The sequence below is a fragment of the Micromonospora sp. NBC_00821 genome (assembly GCF_036347035.1).
Lineage (GTDB): Bacteria > Actinomycetota > Actinomycetes > Mycobacteriales > Micromonosporaceae > Micromonospora > Micromonospora hortensis.
This window is the reverse complement of record NZ_CP108880.1, coordinates 5,113,248-5,131,148: the sequence shown is the minus strand read 5'-3', so window position 1 is coordinate 5,131,148 and position 17,901 is coordinate 5,113,248. Positions and strand designations below refer to the sequence as shown.

14 protein-coding genes, 1 tRNA gene and 2 pseudogenes are annotated in these 17,901 nt (G+C 69.9%); 8 read left to right on the top strand and 9 right to left on the bottom strand.

The genetic code is table 11. The features are described 5' to 3' along the window. Nucleotides 1-17: 17 nt before the first annotated feature. The gene (locus OHB44_RS23310; protein ID WP_330438290.1) at nt 18-2,741 is read right to left on the bottom strand and encodes a fibronectin type III domain-containing protein; all 2,724 of its coding nucleotides are present in this window, start codon (nt 2,739-2,741) and stop codon (nt 18-20) included. 232 nt (nt 2,742-2,973) lie between these two features. Between OHB44_RS23310 and OHB44_RS23305 the strand changes: the two genes are divergently transcribed. The 3 genes from OHB44_RS23305 to OHB44_RS23295 all read left to right on the top strand — a co-directional run bounded on the left by OHB44_RS23305 (nt 2,974) and on the right by OHB44_RS23295 (nt 4,739). Further along, nucleotides 2,974-3,060 (top strand) — tRNA-Leu (locus tag OHB44_RS23305). A gap of 138 nt (nt 3,061-3,198) precedes the next feature. Further along, nucleotides 3,199-3,675 (top strand): hypothetical protein, encoded by a 477-nt coding sequence (locus OHB44_RS23300; protein ID WP_330438289.1) that lies wholly within the window; start codon nt 3,199-3,201, stop codon nt 3,673-3,675. Then, entirely contained in the window at nt 3,672-4,739 is a 1,068-nt protein-coding gene (locus tag OHB44_RS23295; RefSeq protein ID WP_330438288.1) for a tyrosine-type recombinase/integrase, read from the top strand. The genes OHB44_RS23300 and OHB44_RS23295 overlap by 4 nt, the downstream gene beginning before the upstream one ends. Nucleotides 4,740-5,190: 451 nt before the next feature. Here OHB44_RS23295 and OHB44_RS23290 read toward each other — a convergent pair. Both OHB44_RS23290 and OHB44_RS23285 read right to left on the bottom strand, forming a co-directional pair. Continuing rightward, nucleotides 5,191-6,182, bottom strand: a pseudogene (locus OHB44_RS23290) (LLM class flavin-dependent oxidoreductase). A gap of 585 nt (nt 6,183-6,767) precedes the next feature. After that, the gene (locus OHB44_RS23285; RefSeq protein WP_330438287.1) at nt 6,768-7,331 is read right to left on the bottom strand and encodes a TetR/AcrR family transcriptional regulator; all 564 of its coding nucleotides are present in this window, start codon (nt 7,329-7,331) and stop codon (nt 6,768-6,770) included. Between the two features lie 82 nt (nt 7,332-7,413). Here OHB44_RS23285 and OHB44_RS23280 point away from each other — a divergent pair, with 82 nt between their 5' ends. Next, a complete protein-coding gene (locus tag OHB44_RS23280) occupies nt 7,414-8,127 on the top strand; it encodes an SDR family oxidoreductase (RefSeq protein ID WP_330438286.1) in 714 nt (237 codons plus the stop codon). Nucleotides 8,128-8,754: 627 nt separating this feature from the next. Here OHB44_RS23280 and OHB44_RS23275 read toward each other — a convergent pair. From OHB44_RS23275 to OHB44_RS23260, 4 genes are all read right to left on the bottom strand, one after another. Beyond that, the gene (locus OHB44_RS23275) at nt 8,755-9,459 is read right to left on the bottom strand and encodes a hypothetical protein (protein WP_330438285.1); all 705 of its coding nucleotides are present in this window, start codon (nt 9,457-9,459) and stop codon (nt 8,755-8,757) included. A 31-nt stretch (nt 9,460-9,490) separates the two neighbouring features. Then, nucleotides 9,491-10,168 carry a response regulator transcription factor gene (locus tag OHB44_RS23270; RefSeq protein ID WP_330438284.1) on the bottom strand — a complete coding sequence of 226 codons (678 nt, stop codon included), beginning with the start codon at nt 10,166-10,168 and terminating at the stop codon, nt 9,491-9,493. Continuing rightward, entirely contained in the window at nt 10,165-11,241 is a 1,077-nt protein-coding gene (locus OHB44_RS23265) for a sensor histidine kinase (protein WP_330438282.1), read from the bottom strand. The genes OHB44_RS23270 and OHB44_RS23265 overlap by 4 nt, the downstream gene beginning before the upstream one ends. A gap of 93 nt (nt 11,242-11,334) precedes the next feature. Further along, nucleotides 11,335-12,150: a helix-turn-helix domain-containing protein gene (locus tag OHB44_RS23260; protein WP_330438280.1), complete on the bottom strand. Its 816-nt coding sequence runs from the start codon at nt 12,148-12,150 to the stop codon at nt 11,335-11,337. A gap of 103 nt (nt 12,151-12,253) precedes the next feature. On the opposite strand from OHB44_RS23260, the gene OHB44_RS23255 reads away from it, so the two are divergent. Continuing rightward, nucleotides 12,254-12,997: an SDR family oxidoreductase gene (locus OHB44_RS23255; protein ID WP_330438278.1), complete on the top strand. Its 744-nt coding sequence runs from the start codon at nt 12,254-12,256 to the stop codon at nt 12,995-12,997. 1,045 nt (nt 12,998-14,042) lie between these two features. Here OHB44_RS23255 and OHB44_RS23250 read toward each other — a convergent pair. Then, complete coding sequence (locus tag OHB44_RS23250; RefSeq protein WP_330438277.1) at nt 14,043-14,615, bottom strand: TetR/AcrR family transcriptional regulator; 573 nt, start codon at nt 14,613-14,615, stop codon at nt 14,043-14,045. Between the two features lie 131 nt (nt 14,616-14,746). Here OHB44_RS23250 and OHB44_RS23240 point away from each other — a divergent pair. From OHB44_RS23240 to OHB44_RS23230, 3 genes and pseudogenes are all read left to right on the top strand, one after another. Next, nucleotides 14,747-14,963 (top strand): annotated as a pseudogene (locus OHB44_RS23240) (transposase); the annotation flags it as partial. A 522-nt stretch (nt 14,964-15,485) separates the two neighbouring features. Further along, nucleotides 15,486-16,385 (top strand): NAD-dependent epimerase/dehydratase family protein, encoded by a 900-nt coding sequence (locus OHB44_RS23235; protein ID WP_330438275.1) that lies wholly within the window; start codon nt 15,486-15,488, stop codon nt 16,383-16,385. Beyond that, nucleotides 16,382-17,272 (top strand): alpha/beta hydrolase, encoded by an 891-nt coding sequence (locus OHB44_RS23230; protein WP_330438274.1) that lies wholly within the window; start codon nt 16,382-16,384, stop codon nt 17,270-17,272. The genes OHB44_RS23235 and OHB44_RS23230 overlap by 4 nt, the downstream gene beginning before the upstream one ends. A 222-nt stretch (nt 17,273-17,494) precedes the next feature. On the opposite strand, the gene OHB44_RS23225 is transcribed toward OHB44_RS23230, so the two are convergent. Next, nucleotides 17,495-17,860 carry a VOC family protein gene (locus tag OHB44_RS23225; RefSeq protein ID WP_330438273.1) on the bottom strand — a complete coding sequence of 122 codons (366 nt, stop codon included), beginning with the start codon at nt 17,858-17,860 and terminating at the stop codon, nt 17,495-17,497. Nucleotides 17,861-17,901 lie beyond the last annotated feature (41 nt).

Here is a 17,901-nt window from a genome sequence, read left to right as displayed (position 1 = left end):
CGCGGTTTCGGCTCGACTCAGCGCGGCGACGCCCGGCCGGAAGGCTCCCCGCTCGACGTGGCTTCACGCTCCCGCGCGGTGCAAACCTGCCCGGAAGTCGCAAAGCTGTCAGTGGAGTAGACAGCCAACACGGTGAAACAGTGATCCACTCGGGAGTTCAACCCGTTGACGGTGTAGCTGGTCCGGCCCGGGTCCACGGTGGCCATCACACCCAGGGCCTGCCCGGCCCTACCCGCGGCGACCATGAACGGCACCGCGCCGCCGGTCGGGTCCGTCCAGGTCAACGTAATAGTGGCCGAATCGTCGCGCAGCTTCAGGTCGCCCGGCGGCAGCCCGACCGCCGTCGGTGCCGCCCCCGTCGGCGCTGCGGTCCCGGACGGCGGCGGATCGTCGCGGGACAGCATCACCGCACCCAGGCCCGCCACCGCTACGACGGCCACCCCGGCCGCCACGACCGCGCCGATCAGCGCCGCCCGGTTGCGGCCCGTCGACCCACCGTCATCGGCGTACGCCGGCCGGTACGCGTCCGGCACCGGGTGGTACTGCTGACCCGGGTACGGCGCCCGTTGTTGGTCCTGGGTCGGGTACGGCGCCTGGGGCGCCGGGGTTGGGTACGGCGTCTGGGCCGGCTGGTGGTGGTACTGCTGGACCGGTGGCGGCGCGCCTGGCGGCGCCAGCACCGGGTCGGCGCCGACGCGCGGGGGCCAGGCTGGCTGCGCAGCGGGGCTCGGCTGCGCGTCAATGGGGCCTGCCTCGGCGATGCTCGCGTTCGCCTGGGCGGCCGTGAGGTGCGTTTGTGTGGCGGTGGGGTTGGTCTGTGAGGCGGCGGGCCAGCCCAGGCTGGTCTGGACCTCGGCCGGGCCGCCCTGCGCCGGTACGGACGGCAACACCACTGTCTGGTCGGACAGCGCGCCAGGAGCCCGCTGAGTCGGCACTACCGGGGCGTCGAGGATGCCCAAGCCAGAGTCACCCATCGTGCCGGTACCGCCCACGTCCATCGTGGTGTGCCCAGCCGCCGGGGCCTGCTCGGTGGTGGCGGCCTGGGCAGCCGTAGTGGTCGGCGTCGTGATCTGGGTGGGGGAGTCGGCACCTGGAGTTGGCAGGTGCTGCGGTGGGGCGCTGCTGCTCCAGGGCGGTGCGGTCAACCCCCAGGGCGGCACGGGTGGTGCGCTCACCGGAGGCGCGGAGACGGGTGCTCCGTAGGGCGGCCCGGAGACGGACGGCCCGAAAGCAGGCGGCGCCGACACCGGGTAGGTGTGCCCGGGTGGCCCGGAGACGGGTTGGGCGTAGCCGGGCGGTGCGGACACGGGGTAGGTGTGCCCGGGTGGTGCGGAGACGGGTGGGCCGTAGCCGGGCGGTCCGGAGACCGGGTACGGCTGGGCCGGTGGTCCGGAGACCGGGTACGGCTGGCTGGGGGGCGCGGAGATCGGAGGCGGGGTCACCGGCGGGGCGCTGATGGGCTGGGCCGGTGGCCCGCTCACCGGGTACGCCGGCCCGGGGTGGCCAACGGCCGAGGAGGGTCGGCCCGATGACGTCGCCTCGGTGCCGGACACGTTGTGCGATTCGCTCGGCGCCGTTGGCCGTTCGGCGGCTCGGGCGGCCTCCTCGGCGAGCAGCGGCTCGATCTGCCGTACCCGGATGGTGGGGTCGTCCCAGCGAGGTGCCACCACCGCCGGTGTCGCCGGCGGGGCGGTCGACGCCGGGGCGGTCGGTGTCGACGGTGGAGGCGGCACGTCGACCACCGGCGGGGTGGCGTGACCACCAACCCGCTGACGTGGTGCCACGGTCGGCCCGGACGGCGGTCGGTCTGGTGACCGCTGCCCGGCCGTCGTCGGCGGGTCTTCAGCCCTCGGCCGGGGCATCGGCCGAGGCGGTCCAGACGCTTGCTCGTCGAGGCGTTGACGGGGTGGCATCGCAATCGCCGGCCGTGGCGCGTCGGCGCGCGGGCGGGGCGCCGTCGCAGGTCGGGGTGCTGCCGTCAGTGGGTCGGGCGGCGCTGGCGCGATCGAGGAAGCTGCCGGCTGAACGGGCGTCGCCCGAGGGGCTGGGACCGGTGCCGGCGTGACGTCGCGGGGTGGCGTGGGTGTGGCTGGCGCGCGTACCGCTGGAGGAGTTTGTGGGGACGCGGCCGGCGGTTGCGGCGCCCAGGGCGAGACGGCGGGCGGCGGGCCACCGGCGGAGGGCCGCATCGCCGCGAGGGTCGCCAGCGACAGGGTCGGGCCGGCAAGCGCCGACCGGGTGCCCGGCTCGGTCACCGGGTCGACCGGGGCCGGACCGGGCGTCGGCGTGGGGTGCTGCTCGCCCGGCGTCGACGGAGGTGGGCCGAGGTAGTCGCGGGCTGCGCGTACCGCCGGGTGGTTCTCCCCCAGTGCGGCGGGCCCGGCGGTGGCGACGCGGGTGTAGTTGCGGCGGGCCTCGTGCCGGTTGCCGAGTTCCTCCGCCACCTCGGCGAGTTCGAAGGCGAGCGCGAGCATCAGCGGGTCGGAGTGCTCCCAGCGCCGCTCGCCCGCCGCGAAGGCCTCCTCCAACACCCGGCGGGCGGCGAGCGGGTCGTCCCCCTCCCGGTGCAGCCGTGCCAGCAGGTGCGCGGTGTGTAGCACCTCGGGATGGTCGTCACCGTACGGCGGGGGAGCGGATTCGACGGCCTCCGCGAGCAGTTGCCGGGCGGCGCTGAGGTCGCCCGCGGCGCGCAGGGCGAGGGCTCGGTGCTGGGTGGCTGCCAGGGGGGAGGGATGGGACACGTGGCAATGCTGCCGTCAGAGGGCCGCCGGACGCTACCCGGACACGCTCCGACAGCGTGTCGGTGCGGGTGTTTTGAGGCGGCTTGAGCAGTGGCGGAAGCGCCGGGGGAGAGGTGCCGGAAGGCGATGTGCATGATCCACGAGCGGCGTGTACAGTAACTCCCCGTGCGGCCCGCTGTGCTGACTACCGGATGGAAGATCATCTGGTCGGCGAGGTAGGCTGAACGAGTAGGTCCGGGTGGCGGAATGGCAGACGCGCTAGCTTGAGGTGCTAGTACCCGTATAGGGTGTGGGGGTTCAAGTCCCCCCTCGGACACCAGTACGTGTGGAGATCCACGCGAGATCAACTCCCTCGTTTGGATCTTCGTGTCCGCCTGTGGCATGTGTGCACACCGAACCCTCGGGAGTCGGTGCCACCTGCGCTGACGCCACTGCACCCTCGCTGGCGGGGGCGTAGGTGAGCCCCGGCAGGCCGCGCTCTCGGCGGCCCGACGAGCAGCTCGTCGAGGCGCTCGTACCCACCCCGCTGCCGGTCGTATCGCCGGAGCCGGCGCCGCTGCCGACCTTGCCCGCGCCCGCCGCCCGCACGAGTGATGGCGTGCTGTTCGATGTGGGCCGCCCCGACGCCGCCGGCCGCGTCACCGCTCGTGCACTGCTGCGGGCGTTGGGTTGGACACCGGGCCTCACCCTGCACGTCGACGTCGTGACCGACGCAATCCTGATCACCCCGGCCGCCGAAGGCGCGCACGCCGTGGGCACCCGCGAGGAACTGCCCCTACCGGCCGCCGCCCGACACCTGTGCGGCATCGCCCCCGGCGAACCCGTGCTCCTGGCCGCCCTGCCCCGCCAGAACCGCATCGTCGTGCACCCCTCAAACACCATCACGGCGGTCCTGGCCGACCTGCACGCCCGCATCCTCGCAGAGCCCTCATGACCATGGATCCCGATCGTGTCGCCACCGCCCGAGCGCTGCTCGAGCACCTCGGCCTCACCGCAGCCGACCTCACCGACAGTAACCGGCCCGCCGTGCCGACAGTCGCCGAGTACCTTCCTGTTGTTATCGCTGCGGCGGGCCCGGCCACCCGACGCACCTACGGCAGCTTCTGGCGACGAATGGCCGCAGCCCTCGGCGATTTGCGCATTGACGCGGTGCGGGCCAGCGACCTCGAAGCCCTCATGCGGCAGGCCGTCGCAGGCGCCCGCCCTCGCCGCAACTCCCGAAACGGCCGGTACGCCGGCGAGCACCTCATCGCCGCAGCCCGCGCCTTCTACAACCGCGCCATCGCCGACGGCTACCTCACCGTCGTGGACAGCCCGGCCCACCGGGTGCGCAAACCCCGCCGGCTGCCCAACACCCGCCGCGCCCTCACCCCTGACGAACTGTCCGACATCAACGCCGCCGCCCGCAGCGGCGGTAACGACATCGTGCTCGACGCCCTGATCCTGCGCCTGCACACCGAAACGGCCTGCCGACGCAGCGGGGCTCTCGCGCTGCGCCTGATCGACCTGGACAGCGACCACGCGCTGATCCGCCTGTCCGAGAAGGGCGGCACGCAACGCTGGCAGCCCATCACCCCGATGCTCGCCAGCCGACTAAACGATCACGCTCGAGCCCGCGGCGCCGTCGCACCGACCGATGCGCTGCTGCGCTACCGCAATGGCCAACCCGCCACCAATCGGCGCTACGACCTGCTGTGGAAACGCATCGGCCGACAGTTACCGTGGGTCGCCGCCCAAGGCATCACCACACACTGGCTGCGCCACACCACCCTGACCTGGGTCGAACGCCACTCCGGCTACGGTGTGGCCCGCGCCTACGCCGGCCACACCGACAGCCGAGGACCCGCCACCACCACCTACATCAAAGCCGACCTGCACGCCGTCGCCGCCGCGCTGGCTGCCCTCACCGGTCAGCCACACCCGCTGGCTGTAGCTGAGCGCGAGCAACGGTTCCCCGCCCAGGACGCGGAGGACGGGAGCGGCCGCACACCGCGGTGAAACCCGCCGCTAGACGGGTCGTGAAGCGCCGCCGTCGGCGTCGTTGCTGGCGGGCAGCGGCGCCATCGGCGGCAGCAGGTGGCCGATCTCGCAGCGACGCCCCGCTGCGGCGCCGGCGGCTGTTCCAGAAGCCGTGGTGCGGGCAGCCGGCGATCGGTGAGCTGTCTCGCGGGAAACCGTCGAGGGCTGGCGCTACATTCCCGCACCCAGGGCTACGGGCCCTGCTCATCAACGCCGTGATCTTCGGCGGCGGCATCATGGCCGCCATGCCCATTGTCACGGTGTTCATGCTCCGCGACCTGCACCTCGCACCCTTCTTCGGCAGAGAGCGTCTCCGGGTGATGTCGTGTCCTGTTTGGCCCTGATGGGCCGATCCCGGCCACGCGGTGTTGAGAAACCAATGGCCTCCATCACCGGGGAAATCAGTCGGATTCACGCCACTGAATTCGAATTATTGGCTGACCTGGTCGGCTGGGCAGTCACGGGACTCCCGAGCATGGCTGGGGTGGTCGTTATGGATGCCAGTGCTGGGGTCGTCGGTTCGAATGCGGACGCACCGGCAGTCGGAGGGTCTCCACGGGTCAACCGCTTCAGGCTCTTTGGCCGGTAGGAACTGATTGCGGAGATCACCGGCGGGGCGGCGTGCTCGGGTGCGCAACAGCGGCAGCAGTTGCTCGCCCTCACGCCTGATCTCGCCGAGGTAGGGCGTGTCGGAGAGCGCGAAGTGAGTGACGCCGAGCCGCTGGTACTTGCGCAGCGAACTCGCCACGTCCTCGGGGGAGCCGACCAGCCAGGTGGTGCCCGCTCGGCCGCCACCGAACGTGCCGGGCGTGGTGTAGAGGTTGCCGTCGAGGACCTCCCCGCGTGCGGCGAGGTCGAGCAGTCGACGCTGACCGACGGCGGCCCGCCAGTTCTGGTCACGTGCGGCACTGGCGCCCTTGGCCATCTGGGCGACCTTGACCTCGGCATCGGCCCACGCCTGTTCGGTGGTCTCCCGCACCAGCGTGGTGACCCGAGGCCCGAACTCCAGCGGCGCCTGCTCGCGTCCCAGTTTCTCGCTGAGGTGCGTGAGTCGCTCGATGCGCTCGGCCACGCCGTCGAGTGGCTCGCCCCAGAAGAGCTGGACGTTGGCCTCGGCGGCGGCCACCTCCTCGGCGGCGGGGGAGGCGCCACCGAAGTAGAGCCGGGGGTGTCTGCGTTCGCCTCGCACGACCGGTCGGAGCGCCAGGGTGGAGCCGGTGACGGCGAAGTGCTCACCCTGGTAGGTGACGCTCTCCTGGGCCCACACCTGCGCACGATCTGCAGGAACTCCCGGGTACGGGCGTACCGGTGGGCCGGGTCGCTCTCGCCGTCGCCGTACGCGGCCAGGTCGTCCTTGCCGGAGACGATATTGATGAGCGTTCGGCCCTGGCTGAGCCTTCGAGCCGACGATGCCGGCAGCACGTGCAGGTGATGACATCCGCTCGAACGGTGGCGGGGGACCCGGCGCGGGTTTGGTCCGCGGCGATCGTGGTTGCTCGGTGGCTGCTCAGCCGACGGGGGACTGAAGTGGATTTAGCGCTACGCAACCGGACCCACCAGGAAGCGCGACGCCCGTTCACATATCAACAACAGCGGATTGTCAGCCCGTGCAAGGCGCGGACCTGGAAGGACGCACTTGTACTCGAATGAACTGGAAGGCTTGCGGCGGACGAGTTTTAGGTAGAGTGCTCGCCGTAGGAGTGTGTGTTCGGAGCTTTGGACTACGGATCAGAAGGTTAGGGGTTCGAGTCCCTTCGGGCGCACAAAAGATCAAGGCCGTGACCAGCAAGAACTAAGGTCACGGCCTTTTTCGTTCCCATTTTCGAGCCCGAACTCCCGTCTAGTGGGAGCGTGGTACTCGCTGGGTGCTCGGCTGTTTCGGAACTGTTTGTGCTGGTTGGCGCATGCTGCGCCATGGTCCCCGGTCGTGATCTTGGATCGCCCGCCCGCCCGCCCGCCCGCCGCGTCGTCGCTCGAGGTCGTGGCGTGCAGTTCGCCACGACGCTCTCACGCCGTGAAGATCCCGGCGGTGGCCATGGTCACCCGGCGGTGGGCGGTGGACTCGTCGTCGCGGAACCTGTCGACGGCCCAGGACAGGGCGAGGACCAGCTCGTACACCTCGTCGGTGGTGGTCGTCGCGGCGGCGTCGCCGGACGCCTTGGCCGCGTCGAGCAGGGTGCCGGTCCGGGCCAGCAGCGGGTCGTAGGCCGGCTTCATCGGCGAGTCGGCGTTCTGGTGAGCGGTCGCCAGGCAGTACGGCAGGTCGTGCCAGATGCGCAGGTGCCAGGTGAGCCGTTTGAGCCACTCGGTGAGCGCCGCCCGCGGGGACAGCGTCGCGGCCAGCGTGTCGGCCTCGGCCAACGCGTCCGTGATGCTTTTGGCCATGACCGCCGCGAGTAGGTCGTCGCGGGTGGGGAAGTTGCGGTAGAGCGTGGCGTTGCCGACCCCGGCGCGCAGGGCGATCCCGTCGAGCGAGGTGAGCACCCCCTCGGCCGCGAAGGTCTCGCGAGCCGCAGTGAGGATCGCCTCCCGGTTGCGCTGGGCGTCGGCACGCAGCGGCCGTGTAGCCATGGACACTCCTCCTTGGCTATCCGGGGACAGTCCCCATATAGTGGTTTCCGGGGGAAGTCCCCACTTACTGAGGAGAGTCTAGATGAACGGTCGTACCGTGCTCGTGACCGGCGCCAACGGCGGTCTCGGCGAGCAGTTCGTGCAGCAGGCCCTGGACCGTGGCGCGGCCCGGGTCTACGCCGCCGCCCGCACGCCCCGCTCGTGGGCCGACCCCCGGGTGCGGCCGTTGACCCTCGACCTGACCAGCGTCGACGACGCCGCCCGGGCCGCGCAGGCCGCGCCCGACGTCGACCTGCTGATCAACAACGCGGCGATTGCGCCGGCCGGCGACTCCATCTCCGGGCCCGAGGAGGAGCTGCGCCGCATCTTCGAGACGAACTTCTTCGGCACGCTGCGCGTCGCCCGGGCGTTCACCCCGGTGCTCGTGAGCAACGGCGGTGGCGCCATGATCAACATCCTGTCCTCGGCGGCCTGGGTCAACGTGCCGACGGGGTACGCGGCGTCCAAGGCGGCGATGTGGTCAGCGACCAACGCGCTGCGCTTCGAGTTGCGCGCGCAGGGCACCCAGGTCGTCGCCCTGCTGGTCGGGATGATCGACACCCCGATGTCGGCGCGCTGGGACGTGCCCAAGGTCAGCCCAGCCGACGTGGTCGCCCAGGCCTACGACGCGATCGCGAACGGCTCGATCGAGGTGCTCGCCGACGATCAGACCCGGTACATGAAGTCGCGGCTGAACACCCCGGCCGAGGAGCTCTACCCCTGGCTCGACGAACAGCTCGGCACGTTCGTGCCGTGAGCCCGTCCACCCGGCCACCCGGCCACCGCGGACGTCATCGTCTCCTCCGCGTCCGAGCGCGTGCGCCACACGCGGTCGACAAGGCTCACGTCGCGACCTGGCGAACGACCTGGGCCTGCCGGAGGGCGGCACGGGCGCGATCGGTGAGCGGGTGTCTGCTGGGGGCGCAACCTCAAGGACGCCAGCCAGAAGGTGCGCAGCCAGGCCGGAAGGGAGCTGCGGGCGCTGCAGAGCCACCCGAAGCCGCTGATGCTGGCGCGCTCGGCCTGGCCGTCCGGTGGTGGCTGCTCACCGGCCGGCACGATGGTGCCGAGGGCAAGGTGCGGCCGGGCCGGCATCTACTGCTGCCCATGGCCGGCCTCGTCGGTGTCCAGTTCGTCCTCGTCGGACTCGGTTGGGTGCCGCGGTCTCGGGTGCGGGACGGTTGCTGGCGGTCGCCTGGGTCGCGGCGGGGGTGGTCCTCTTCGCCTCCTTCTGGCGGGGCATCGTGGGCCACTACGAGGGCGGAGCCTGACGCCGGAACGGGCGGGCGGTGCCGGATCACGACGTCGACGTCAGCGCACCGACCGCCGCCGACCCCTCCGCGTATAGAAGGAAGTCGAGCCGGTCGACCGAGCCCTGCGATTGTCAAACGTTGCCACCTGGCCCGAGCAGCAAGCTGACCTGAGCCAACGTGTCTGGCGCCATAGCCCCGGGGCGGCGGAACGCATGCCTGGTTTCGCTGATTCGTCCGGCCGGGGTCAGAGTCCAGTTCTGCGGGCCCCAGCAGCCCTGCTCCTCAAGGAGTACGCGGGCCAGCACCCCGGTCTCCCCAGCGGCGCCGCAGGCGGTCAACATCGCAGCGAGGACGACGTCCGCGTCCAAGGGGAGCTCCGCGTCGCTCATGATCGGCAGCAACAGAAGGAAGGTGTGGGGGTCGAGGCGCGGGGCCGATCCGGCGTCGGCCGCCGTATGCGCGACAGATAGCAACTCCGGCCAGCACAGCCCAGGTCCCCGGAAGCAACCTTCGACAGTCGCCAGGGGCACCGCCGCCTTCCATCCGGGATGGTGCAGCAGGTAGTCGAACCCATGTTCTCCGGGAAGGTTGCGGTAGACGACATGGAGCAGGTGCCCTGCCGAAAGTGGGACTGACAGCACTGGCCACCGGCGCTCATCGCTGACCCGTTCGAAGAACTGCAACAGGTCTGCCTCGCTGACCCCGAATCCCGCACACAGCGGCGCTTCGAGGCCATTGGTGCACTGCAACAGGTGGCTCGCCCAGAACAGCGGCTCGTCTACCAGGTACGCCCCATCGACCAAGGGATCGTCTTCATAGCCTGGGATCTGGGGCATCGGCCGATCTTGGCACAGATCTCGCCAAGCACTACCTGGTCGGGCCGCCGGGCGTGACCAGGCCGGTCTCGTAGCCGAAGACCACGGCCTGGACGCGGTCGCGCAGGCCGAGTTTCTGCAGGATCCGGCTGACGTGCGTCTTGGTGGTCTGCTCGGCGATGAACAACGTGGCGGCGATCTCGGTGTTCGACATGCCGAGCGCCATCAGGCGCAGCACCTCGCGCTCGCGGTCGGTCAGGGCGTTGAGTGCCGTGGCGCGGGCGGGTCGGTGTGGCCGTGCCTCGACGAAGTTCTCGATGAGCCGGCGGGTGATGCTCGGTGCCAGGAGGGCCTCGCCGCCGGCCACGATCCGGACGGCCCGAACCAGATCGTCGGGCTCGCTGTCCTTGAGCAGGAAGCCGCTGGCACCCGCCTGCAGCGCGGCGTAGATGTAGTCGTCGAGGTCGAAGGTCGTCAGCATCAGCACCCGGAGGGTGTGCCCCTGGGCGCGTTCCGGATCGAGCAGGGCCCTCGTCGCGGCCAGCCCGTCCAGCACCGGCATCCGGACGTCCATCAGGACGACGTCGGGGCGCAGGCTGCGGCCGCGTTCCACGCCGAGCTGCCCGTTCTCCGCCTCGCCGACGACCTCGATGTCGGGTTGTGCCTGAAGAATCGCGCGGATGCCCACGCGAATCATCGACTGGTCGTCCACGATCAGCGCCCGGATCACTGCGGGTCCCCGATCGGCATGCGTGCCGTCACCCCGAAGCCGCCATCGTCGCGGACGCCCGCCTCCAGCGACCCGCCGACCAGCCGGACCCGCTCGCGCATCCCGGGCAGCCCGTGGCCGGTCAGTCCGGGTAGCTCCAGGGGCTCAGCCGAGCGCGTTGCCGCGTCGTTCACGACGGACAACACGAGATCGCCGCCTTCGATATCAAGACAGATCACCGTACGGGCGCCGGGCGCGTGCCGGATGACGTTGCTGAGCGCCTCCTGGATGATCCGGTAGGTGGCCAGGGCGACATTTTCCCGCAGCACGGCCGTCCGCACGGTGTCGGCCACGCGCACCTCCACCGGCACACCCGCTCGTTTCGCCGACTCGACCAGGTCTGGCAGTTGGCTGAGGTCGGGTACCGGGGCCAGGTCGACGCCCGCGTCCTCGGCCCGCAGCACGGACAGCAGCTGCCGCATCTCGCGCATCGCCGACCGGGCGTCGGCGGCGATCCGCACGAACTCCGCCTCAGCCTCCGGGTCCAGGTTCTTGATCCGGTACGACGCCGAGGTCGCCTGCATGTGGATCACCGACATGCCGTGCGCGACGACGTCGTGCAGCTCTCTGGCGATCCGGGTGCGTTCCTCGGCGACCGCCCGCTGGCTCTGCTGAACCTCGACATCGCGGCGCGCGTCGGCGAGCTCCCGGCGAATGTCCCGCCAGTGGCGGGTCATCAGCACGGCACCGAGCACGACCGCCGACACCGCCGGGTAGAGGATCATGATCAGTAGCCCGTCCTCGACGGAGCGGCCCCGTGGATCGAGCAGCACCAGGGCGGGGATCAGCAGGACGCTCGACCACCAGGTCACCAACGCGGCCCGCTGGCTGTAGCGGGCCGCCGCCAGGCCGACGTGTGCGATCAGCGTGAGGAGTCCTGGCACGGTGAGCGGCCATGTCGACCACGCGCCGGGCGGGACGGCCACCGCGAACACCGCGACGGCCAGGAACTGCAGTGCGGTCGCCTGACGCAGCCGGACGAGGAGCAGGAGCAGCGCGGCGCTCTGCGCGATGGCCGCGAGAACGGCGGCCACCGGTTGCACGCCTAGCGGATGTCTGATCACGGCAAAGCATTAATGCTCGGCGAGCATCGGACTTGGCGCGCAGACGCCGCGGCGGGGTCACCTTCAGGACGCGGCGAGCGAGGCTAGCAGGCGCAGCTTCTCGGCGTTGTCGCCGGTCTCGTCCGGGTAGTAGAGCACCAATAACAGACCGTCGACCGGCAGTTTTTCGCGGTGCAGCGTGAGCTCGCCGACCACCGGGTGCCGGACTGTGGTCGTACCACCCTGCAGTTGGCGCACGTCGTGGCGCGCCCACAAAGAGCGGAACCGTGCGCTGGACAGCGACAGCTCGCCGACCAGCTCGACGACCCGGGCGTCGTCGGGCGCGTCGCCGTTGGTCTGGCGGAACGCCGCGACGAAGCTCGCCGCGGAGCGTTCCCAGTCGGCGTGGAACTCGCGTTCCTCCGGGTCGAGCAGCATCGAGCGCAGCCGGTTCTCGCCCGGGCGCAATCGGGGTGACAGCGCCGTGGCCAGGGCGTTGGCCGCCAGCACGTCGAAGGAGCGGCCCTCGACGAAGGCCGGCACCCCGACCGCGGCCAGCAGGTGGTGCAGCCGCGCGGGCACGCGCTCCGGCCGGCGGCGCGCGCGGGCCCGGGGCCGGGGCGCGGTGAGGTCGAGCAGGTACTGGCGCTCAACGTCGTCCAGGTGCAGGACCCGGGCGAGTGCCTCGAGCACCTGCGGCGACGGGTTCTTGTCGCGGCCGCGTTCCAGCCGCAGGTAGTAGTCAGCACTGATCCCGGCGAGCAGCGCCACCTCTTCGCGGCGCAGGCCCCGGACCTTGCGGCGGGCGCCAGGCTGGATGCCGGCCTGCTCGGGCGTGACCAGCTCACGCCGCGCCCGCAGGTAGTCACCCAGCCGGTTGGTGCCGTCGTCGTCGCGCATGAGGCCGAGGCTAATACCGGCGCGGGCGCGGACAGGGGGTCCTGTCACTCCCCGGATTCGCAAAGCACTTCCTAGGCCCCGGCGATGCTGCGACCTTGGGTTCATGGACATCACGAACCGCACGGTCTTCATCGCCGGGGGCACCTCCGGCATCGGCCTGGGCCTGGCCCGCCGTTTCGCCGCCGCAGGCGGCACCGTCATCGTCGGCGGGCGCCGGGCCGCTTCCCTCGATGGGCTGACCACCGTCGAGATCGACGTCACCAATGCCGACTCGGTGCGCCGCGCCCGCGACAGCGTGCTGGAAAGCCACCCTGGCCTGGACGTCGTGGTCACCATGTCCGGGGTCCAGCTTCCGGAGGACCTGCGCGACCCCGAGCACTTCGCCACCGCCGAGACGACCGTCGAGACCAACCTGCTGGGCACCATCCGGGTGCTCGACGCGTTCACGCCGCACCTGCTCGGGCGCGGCGCGGGCACCTTCCTCACAGTCAGCTCGGGCATCGGTTTCCTGCCGTTTCCGCTCCTGCCCACGTACGCCGCCACGAAGGCGGGCGTGCACGCGTACACGGAGGCGCTGCGCGCGCAACTCGCCGGTACCGGCGTGGAGGTCACCGAGCTGGTGCCGCCGGCGGTGGCGACCACGCCGGAGCACAAGCGGCTGAACCCGCGCGCGCTGGACCTCGAGGACTACCTCGACGAGGTGCTGGGGCTGCTCGGGCAGGACCCGACGCCGGACGAGATCCTCGTGCAGGCCGTGCTGCAGCACCGCTGGGCCGAGCGCGACGGCACCTACGCCGATCTGGTGGCGCAACGGTCCCAGGCGCTCAAGACGCTGCCGGGGCGCTGAGAGCGCCGCTTCCCACCGGTGACGGCGGCAGCAACCGCTCACGCGGCCCCGGACACGACGGTGGGCTCGGGTGCCCTCGGCGGCAACAGATGGCACCGCTCGCACGCTGTCATCGGCTATGTGTGGGCTGCCTTCGCTAACGGAGACCTCTCTGCTGCCGGCGGGTTGACAAGAGAGGTGCCGTTAGATCCACAGTCCCTTGGTGATCGCCGGGGGGGCACCCGCGATAGCCTGCAACCACAGATGCCCGTTGGGTCGAAGGTGAGGCTTGCCCGGCGGGTACAAAATACGAACCAATGAGTCTGTCCGGTTGGCCTCGCATCTCGCATCCGCGGACACGACCAAATCCGCTGGAAGCTGGTGTGGGAGTTCTTGGAGGAGTACCGCTGGGAGGCGGCCGAGACCAGGGCCGGTCTATTGAGGGATGAGCCTGGGCAGTTGGGGACGCGCGTTGGGACGTGCTGCTTGCGGCGCTCGCGGAGCACCTGCTCGCCCAGGCGGATCTTGCCCTGCCTACATGGGTCGACGGGCGTGTCCTGCGCCGGGCGTGGTTCCCAGCCGAACTGGCGATCCACCGGGCCGACGCGCTGGCATGGGCGCCGGCCGCGTTTCGGAAACATGGTGTGTACCTGTCCGTTCACGACTTATCCGCGGCGTGAGCGGATCAGGTGGCGTCCCGATGGGGGAAGGCGGAATGCGCACTCGCGTTTACCCACCGAGGCGAGGACTTGTCCGTCGCGGAGCCGTCGCTGGCATCCCGTCGTCGTGGTGAAATGGCCTCGGACATATCGTTCCCCACAAAGCGTGATTTTTTTTCGCGCGTTTCGAACGATCCCCGTCCCGTTGGGCGGGGATTTTACTGCGCGGGCCAGGACGGTCGTCGGGGCGGTGAGCGGGAAGACGGCAGTGTCAGTTTCGATGGTCCAGGCGTCGTGGTCGCACACGATGATCATGGCGTCGAGCCGCAGGTAGCCAGCGACGCTGTCTGGATCCTGGTCGCGCATCGCCGGGTAGTGCCGACGGAGGCAGCTGTCGTGTCGAATGCTCAGCGGGCCCGCATCCCGTTCAGTAAGACATCGAGGTAGCGGCGGCCGGCTGCAGCTTGCTCCTGAGGATCGGTGGCTGAGTGCATCCTGGCCGAGAAGGCGATTCCGCACATCAATGGCGTCATGTCGGCGAGCGTTATGCCGGGCGCCAGCCGCCCCGCGGTCCTGACCCGTACGAATAGTTCATTGAACAGTGAGGCCAACTGATCGAGCAGATGCGCTGTGCCCGGTAGGGCGGCTGTGGGCGCCGACAGCACCGGGGATAGGGCGGCGTCAGTGAGTTGCGCTTCCACGAACCTGACCAGGAAATCACAAAATGCCGTCCATGCGTCGTCCTGTTCCGCAGCCCGTTTGGCGGCATGGATCAGCGTCTCCAGTCCGTCCACCGACACCGCCTCGATCAACGCCTGTGGCGTTGGGAAGTGCCGGTACACCGTGGCGACGCCAACGCCGGCCGCGCTGGCCACCTCGTTCAGCTGGATCGGGGTGCCGTCCGCGACCAGCTCCCGGCCAATCTCGACGATTCGCTGGCGGTTGCGTACTGCGTCCTTACGGAGCGGGGAAGCGGTCACTACTTCAGCATAAATGGATAACTGGGGCTGTCGTTGGACGGGCGGCGTAAGTCGATGCAGCCGATGGCGGATCGGCTCGGGGGGATCATCAGGGGTCGCAGCATTTCGTAAAGACCTCGACGTGGGACACCAAGGCGGTGCGGATGCGGTTGACCCGTCGCGCGGCGGATCTCGGGCCGGTGGTGCGGGTGGTCGATGACACCGATTCCCCGAAGGGCGGCTGTGGCCAGGAGGTATACGGGGAGGTCGGGCACGGTGGCGAACTGTCAGATCGGGGTGGGTGTCCGCGCGGTCACCGACACCGCGTCGTGCCCGCTGGACTGGCGGAAGTTCGTGCCGAAGTCATAGGGCGACCAGGCTGTTGGCCAGGCTGACCGCCCCGATGTGCTCGCTCGCCGGGCCTGGTGCGGGACACCTGCCGATGAGCATCACCGGCCGAGTGGTCGATGGTGGTGGAGATGCTCGACGAGCTGGCTGAGCACTGACTTCGTCCGCTGTCGCTGGCCGCGGACGCCTGCTACGGCCGACAACGGCCAGTTCCGTGGCGCCTTGGACGAGTGGTCCATTGGCTACGTCGTCCCCGAACTGCGCCGGACCCAAAAGCGGCTGCGCCGGCCTGACTTCTCTAGACGGTCATCCGCGAGTTGCAATGTCCTCGCGACCTGAACCGACGCCTGCCTCACCTGCCACCAACCTTGAACACGTGACGCGGCAACAAACGCCACAGAAACAGACAAATCACTACTAGCGTCAGGGGCTTCCGCACGTCGGCTCGGGACGGTAGATCGGATAACTCATCCGTTTCGTGCTACGGTCATGGAAGCGGATAACTCATCCGTTTCCATCGTCCGCTCGGCCCCCGGAGAGAACATGCAGATACTCATCACCGGCGGCACCGGCTACCTGGGCTCGGTGCTTGTCGAACACTCCGTTGCCGCAGGTCACGAAGTAGTAGCGCTGACCCGGTCCCCGCAGGCAGCAGCAACAGCGACGCAGGCGGGCGCGCGTCCTCTGCTCGGCAGCCTGACCGACACCGCGCTCCTGGAAACGGCTGCGGCGCAAGCCGACGCAGTGGTGCACGCCGCAGCAGTCGACTATGCCGGTGGCGAGGACGCAGTCAGGGCAGAGGCCGCTGCCGTGGAGGCGCTGATCCGTGGGGCGGGTAAGGCTGGGACGGGCAAGCCGTTCATTTACACCAGCACGAACCTGGTCTACGGGCTCGATCCCGCCCAATCTCAGGACGAAGACGCAGAACTGCCGGAGCCGGGCCTGGTGCCGGCCAAGCTCGTCGGCGAACGCCTGGTGCGCGAGGCGGCGGGTCTGAACGCCATGATCATCCGTGTCAGTCTGGTCTACGGTCGAGGCGGCACCATGCTGCTGACCAGTTTGATCGGGGCCGCGACCGGCTCGGGCGCAGCCATCTACATCGGTGCCGGCGACAACGAGTGGACCCCGGTGCACGTGGACGATCTCGCCCGCCTGTACCTGACGGCTCTGGAGCGCCCGACGGCGGGCACCTACAACGCGGCCGGGCCGCGGCAGTTCACCTTCCGCGAACTTGCCGAGGCGATCGCGGATCTGACCGGAACCACCGCGACCTCGATCACCGCCGAACAGGCCGAGAGCGCCATGGGGCCGATGGCCGCGCTGATTCAGTCTTCGGCGCGCATCACCTCCCAGAAGGCGCACGACACGTTCGGGTGGAGCACCAGCGGTCCCGCTCTGCCGGACGATGTGCGCTCCGGCTCCTACCAGGTGGTGAACCCGTGAGCCCCAGCCTGGCCAGCCACGCCGTTGTCGGTCTGCTGCGCGTGACCGGGGTGAAGAAGCGCCAGTTCAAGCCCAGCCGGTTCCTCGCCGAAGTGGCCAACCCGGCTCCACCGCGTCTGCCGGGTGTCACGCTCCGGCGGGAAGAGTTCGAAGGCTGGACGGTCTATCGGCTGACGCCCGTCGATCCGGTACGGCACTATGCCGTCTACCTGCACGGCGGCGCCTGGGCCGCCCCCATCACCACGCAGCACTGGAGGCTGGCCGCCCGGATCGCCGTCGAAGCCGGCCGCGAAGTTGTCCTGCCCCTGTACCCGCGCCTTCCCGCCGCTACCCACGCCGACGTCCTTCCGGTCATGCTGCGCCTGTTCCAGCACGTCCAGAAACAGGGGCCGACCGCGCTGACCGGTGATTCAGCGGGCGCGACCATCGCACTGTCCGTGCTCCAGGCTCTGACCTCGCGAAGCGAGCGGCCGGATGTCACCGTCCTGATCTCACCCGCCCTGGACCTGACCTTCACCAACCCGAAGATCACCGACATCGCACCGCACGATCCGTTGCTGAATCTCGAGCACATCCGAGTTCTCGCGACCCGCTGGGCCGCCCCGGCCGATCCGTCAAACCCTCAGACCAGCCCTCTCAACGGCCGCCTGGACCACCTCGGACTCGTCCACGTGTACGGCGGGACACGCGATGTCCTCTTCCCCGACGCCGTCGTGCTCAGGGACCGGGCCGGTAACGCGACCGGAACCGATCTTCACCTGCACATCGGTGAGGGAATGATCCATGACTGGCCAATCATGCCGACCCCGGAGGGCCGCCGGGCGGCCGGGGACGTCATCGCCCTTTTGCGAGACGCAGGTGATCACTCGGTCGGAGAGGGTTTGTGATCTTCGGAAACGCCTCGAGACCTGCTCGGCCAGTACCCGCTGATGCTGCGTTTCCCGTACTTCGACATCTACCGCAAGTGGCTCGTCGAGCAGGTCGATCTCGTGCTCGCGATGCAGCTGTGACCGGAGGCCTTCACACCTGGGGAGGAAGCCGACAACTTCGCCTAGTACGAGCAGCTCACCGTCCGTGACTCGTCGCTGGCGGCGGCCGGGTCGTGCGGCTCAGCCGCGCAGGCAGAACGGGTGGCCGGCCGGGTCGCGCAGGACACGAAAGCGTTCCGGCGCCGGTTGTTGTCTTTCTCTGACGGCTCCGAGTTCGATCGCCCGCGCCTCGGCGTCATCGAGGTCATCGGGGCCGTCGACGGCCAGGTCGAAGTGGATCTGCTGCGATCGTTCGCCGGTGGGCCAGGTCGGTGGCCGGTAGTCGTCGACGCGAACCGCGCCGAGGTAGAGCGGACCCGCCTTGACCGCACAGAAGTCCGGGGTCTGGACCGTGACCTCACCGTCCAGCATCGCGGCCCAGAAGCGGGTCAGGTCGGCTGGGTCCGGGCACTCCAGGTTGATCGCAGCGATGTGAGCTACCGGCATGGGTCCTCCAAGGAGCGGGTTCGTCAGGGGCCGACAGTGAC

Excerpts from the sequence above, each read along its gene's own strand:
- OHB44_RS23295 (WP_330438288.1), top strand. The coding sequence starts at position 3,672 with ATGACCATGGATCCCGATCGTGTCGCCACCGCCCGAGCGCTGCTCGAG.
- OHB44_RS23285 (WP_330438287.1), bottom strand. The coding sequence starts at position 7,331 with ATGGCTACACGGCCGCTGCGTGCCGACGCCCAGCGCAACCGGGAGGCG.
- OHB44_RS23280 (WP_330438286.1), top strand. The coding sequence starts at position 7,414 with ATGAACGGTCGTACCGTGCTCGTGACCGGCGCCAACGGCGGTCTCGGC.
- OHB44_RS23275 (WP_330438285.1), bottom strand. The coding sequence starts at position 9,459 with ATGCCCCAGATCCCAGGCTATGAAGACGATCCCTTGGTCGATGGGGCG.
- OHB44_RS23260 (WP_330438280.1), bottom strand. The coding sequence starts at position 12,150 with ATGCGCGACGACGACGGCACCAACCGGCTGGGTGACTACCTGCGGGCG.
- OHB44_RS23255 (WP_330438278.1), top strand. The coding sequence starts at position 12,254 with ATGGACATCACGAACCGCACGGTCTTCATCGCCGGGGGCACCTCCGGC.
- OHB44_RS23235 (WP_330438275.1), top strand. The coding sequence starts at position 15,486 with ATGCAGATACTCATCACCGGCGGCACCGGCTACCTGGGCTCGGTGCTT.
- OHB44_RS23225 (WP_330438273.1), bottom strand. The coding sequence starts at position 17,860 with ATGCCGGTAGCTCACATCGCTGCGATCAACCTGGAGTGCCCGGACCCA.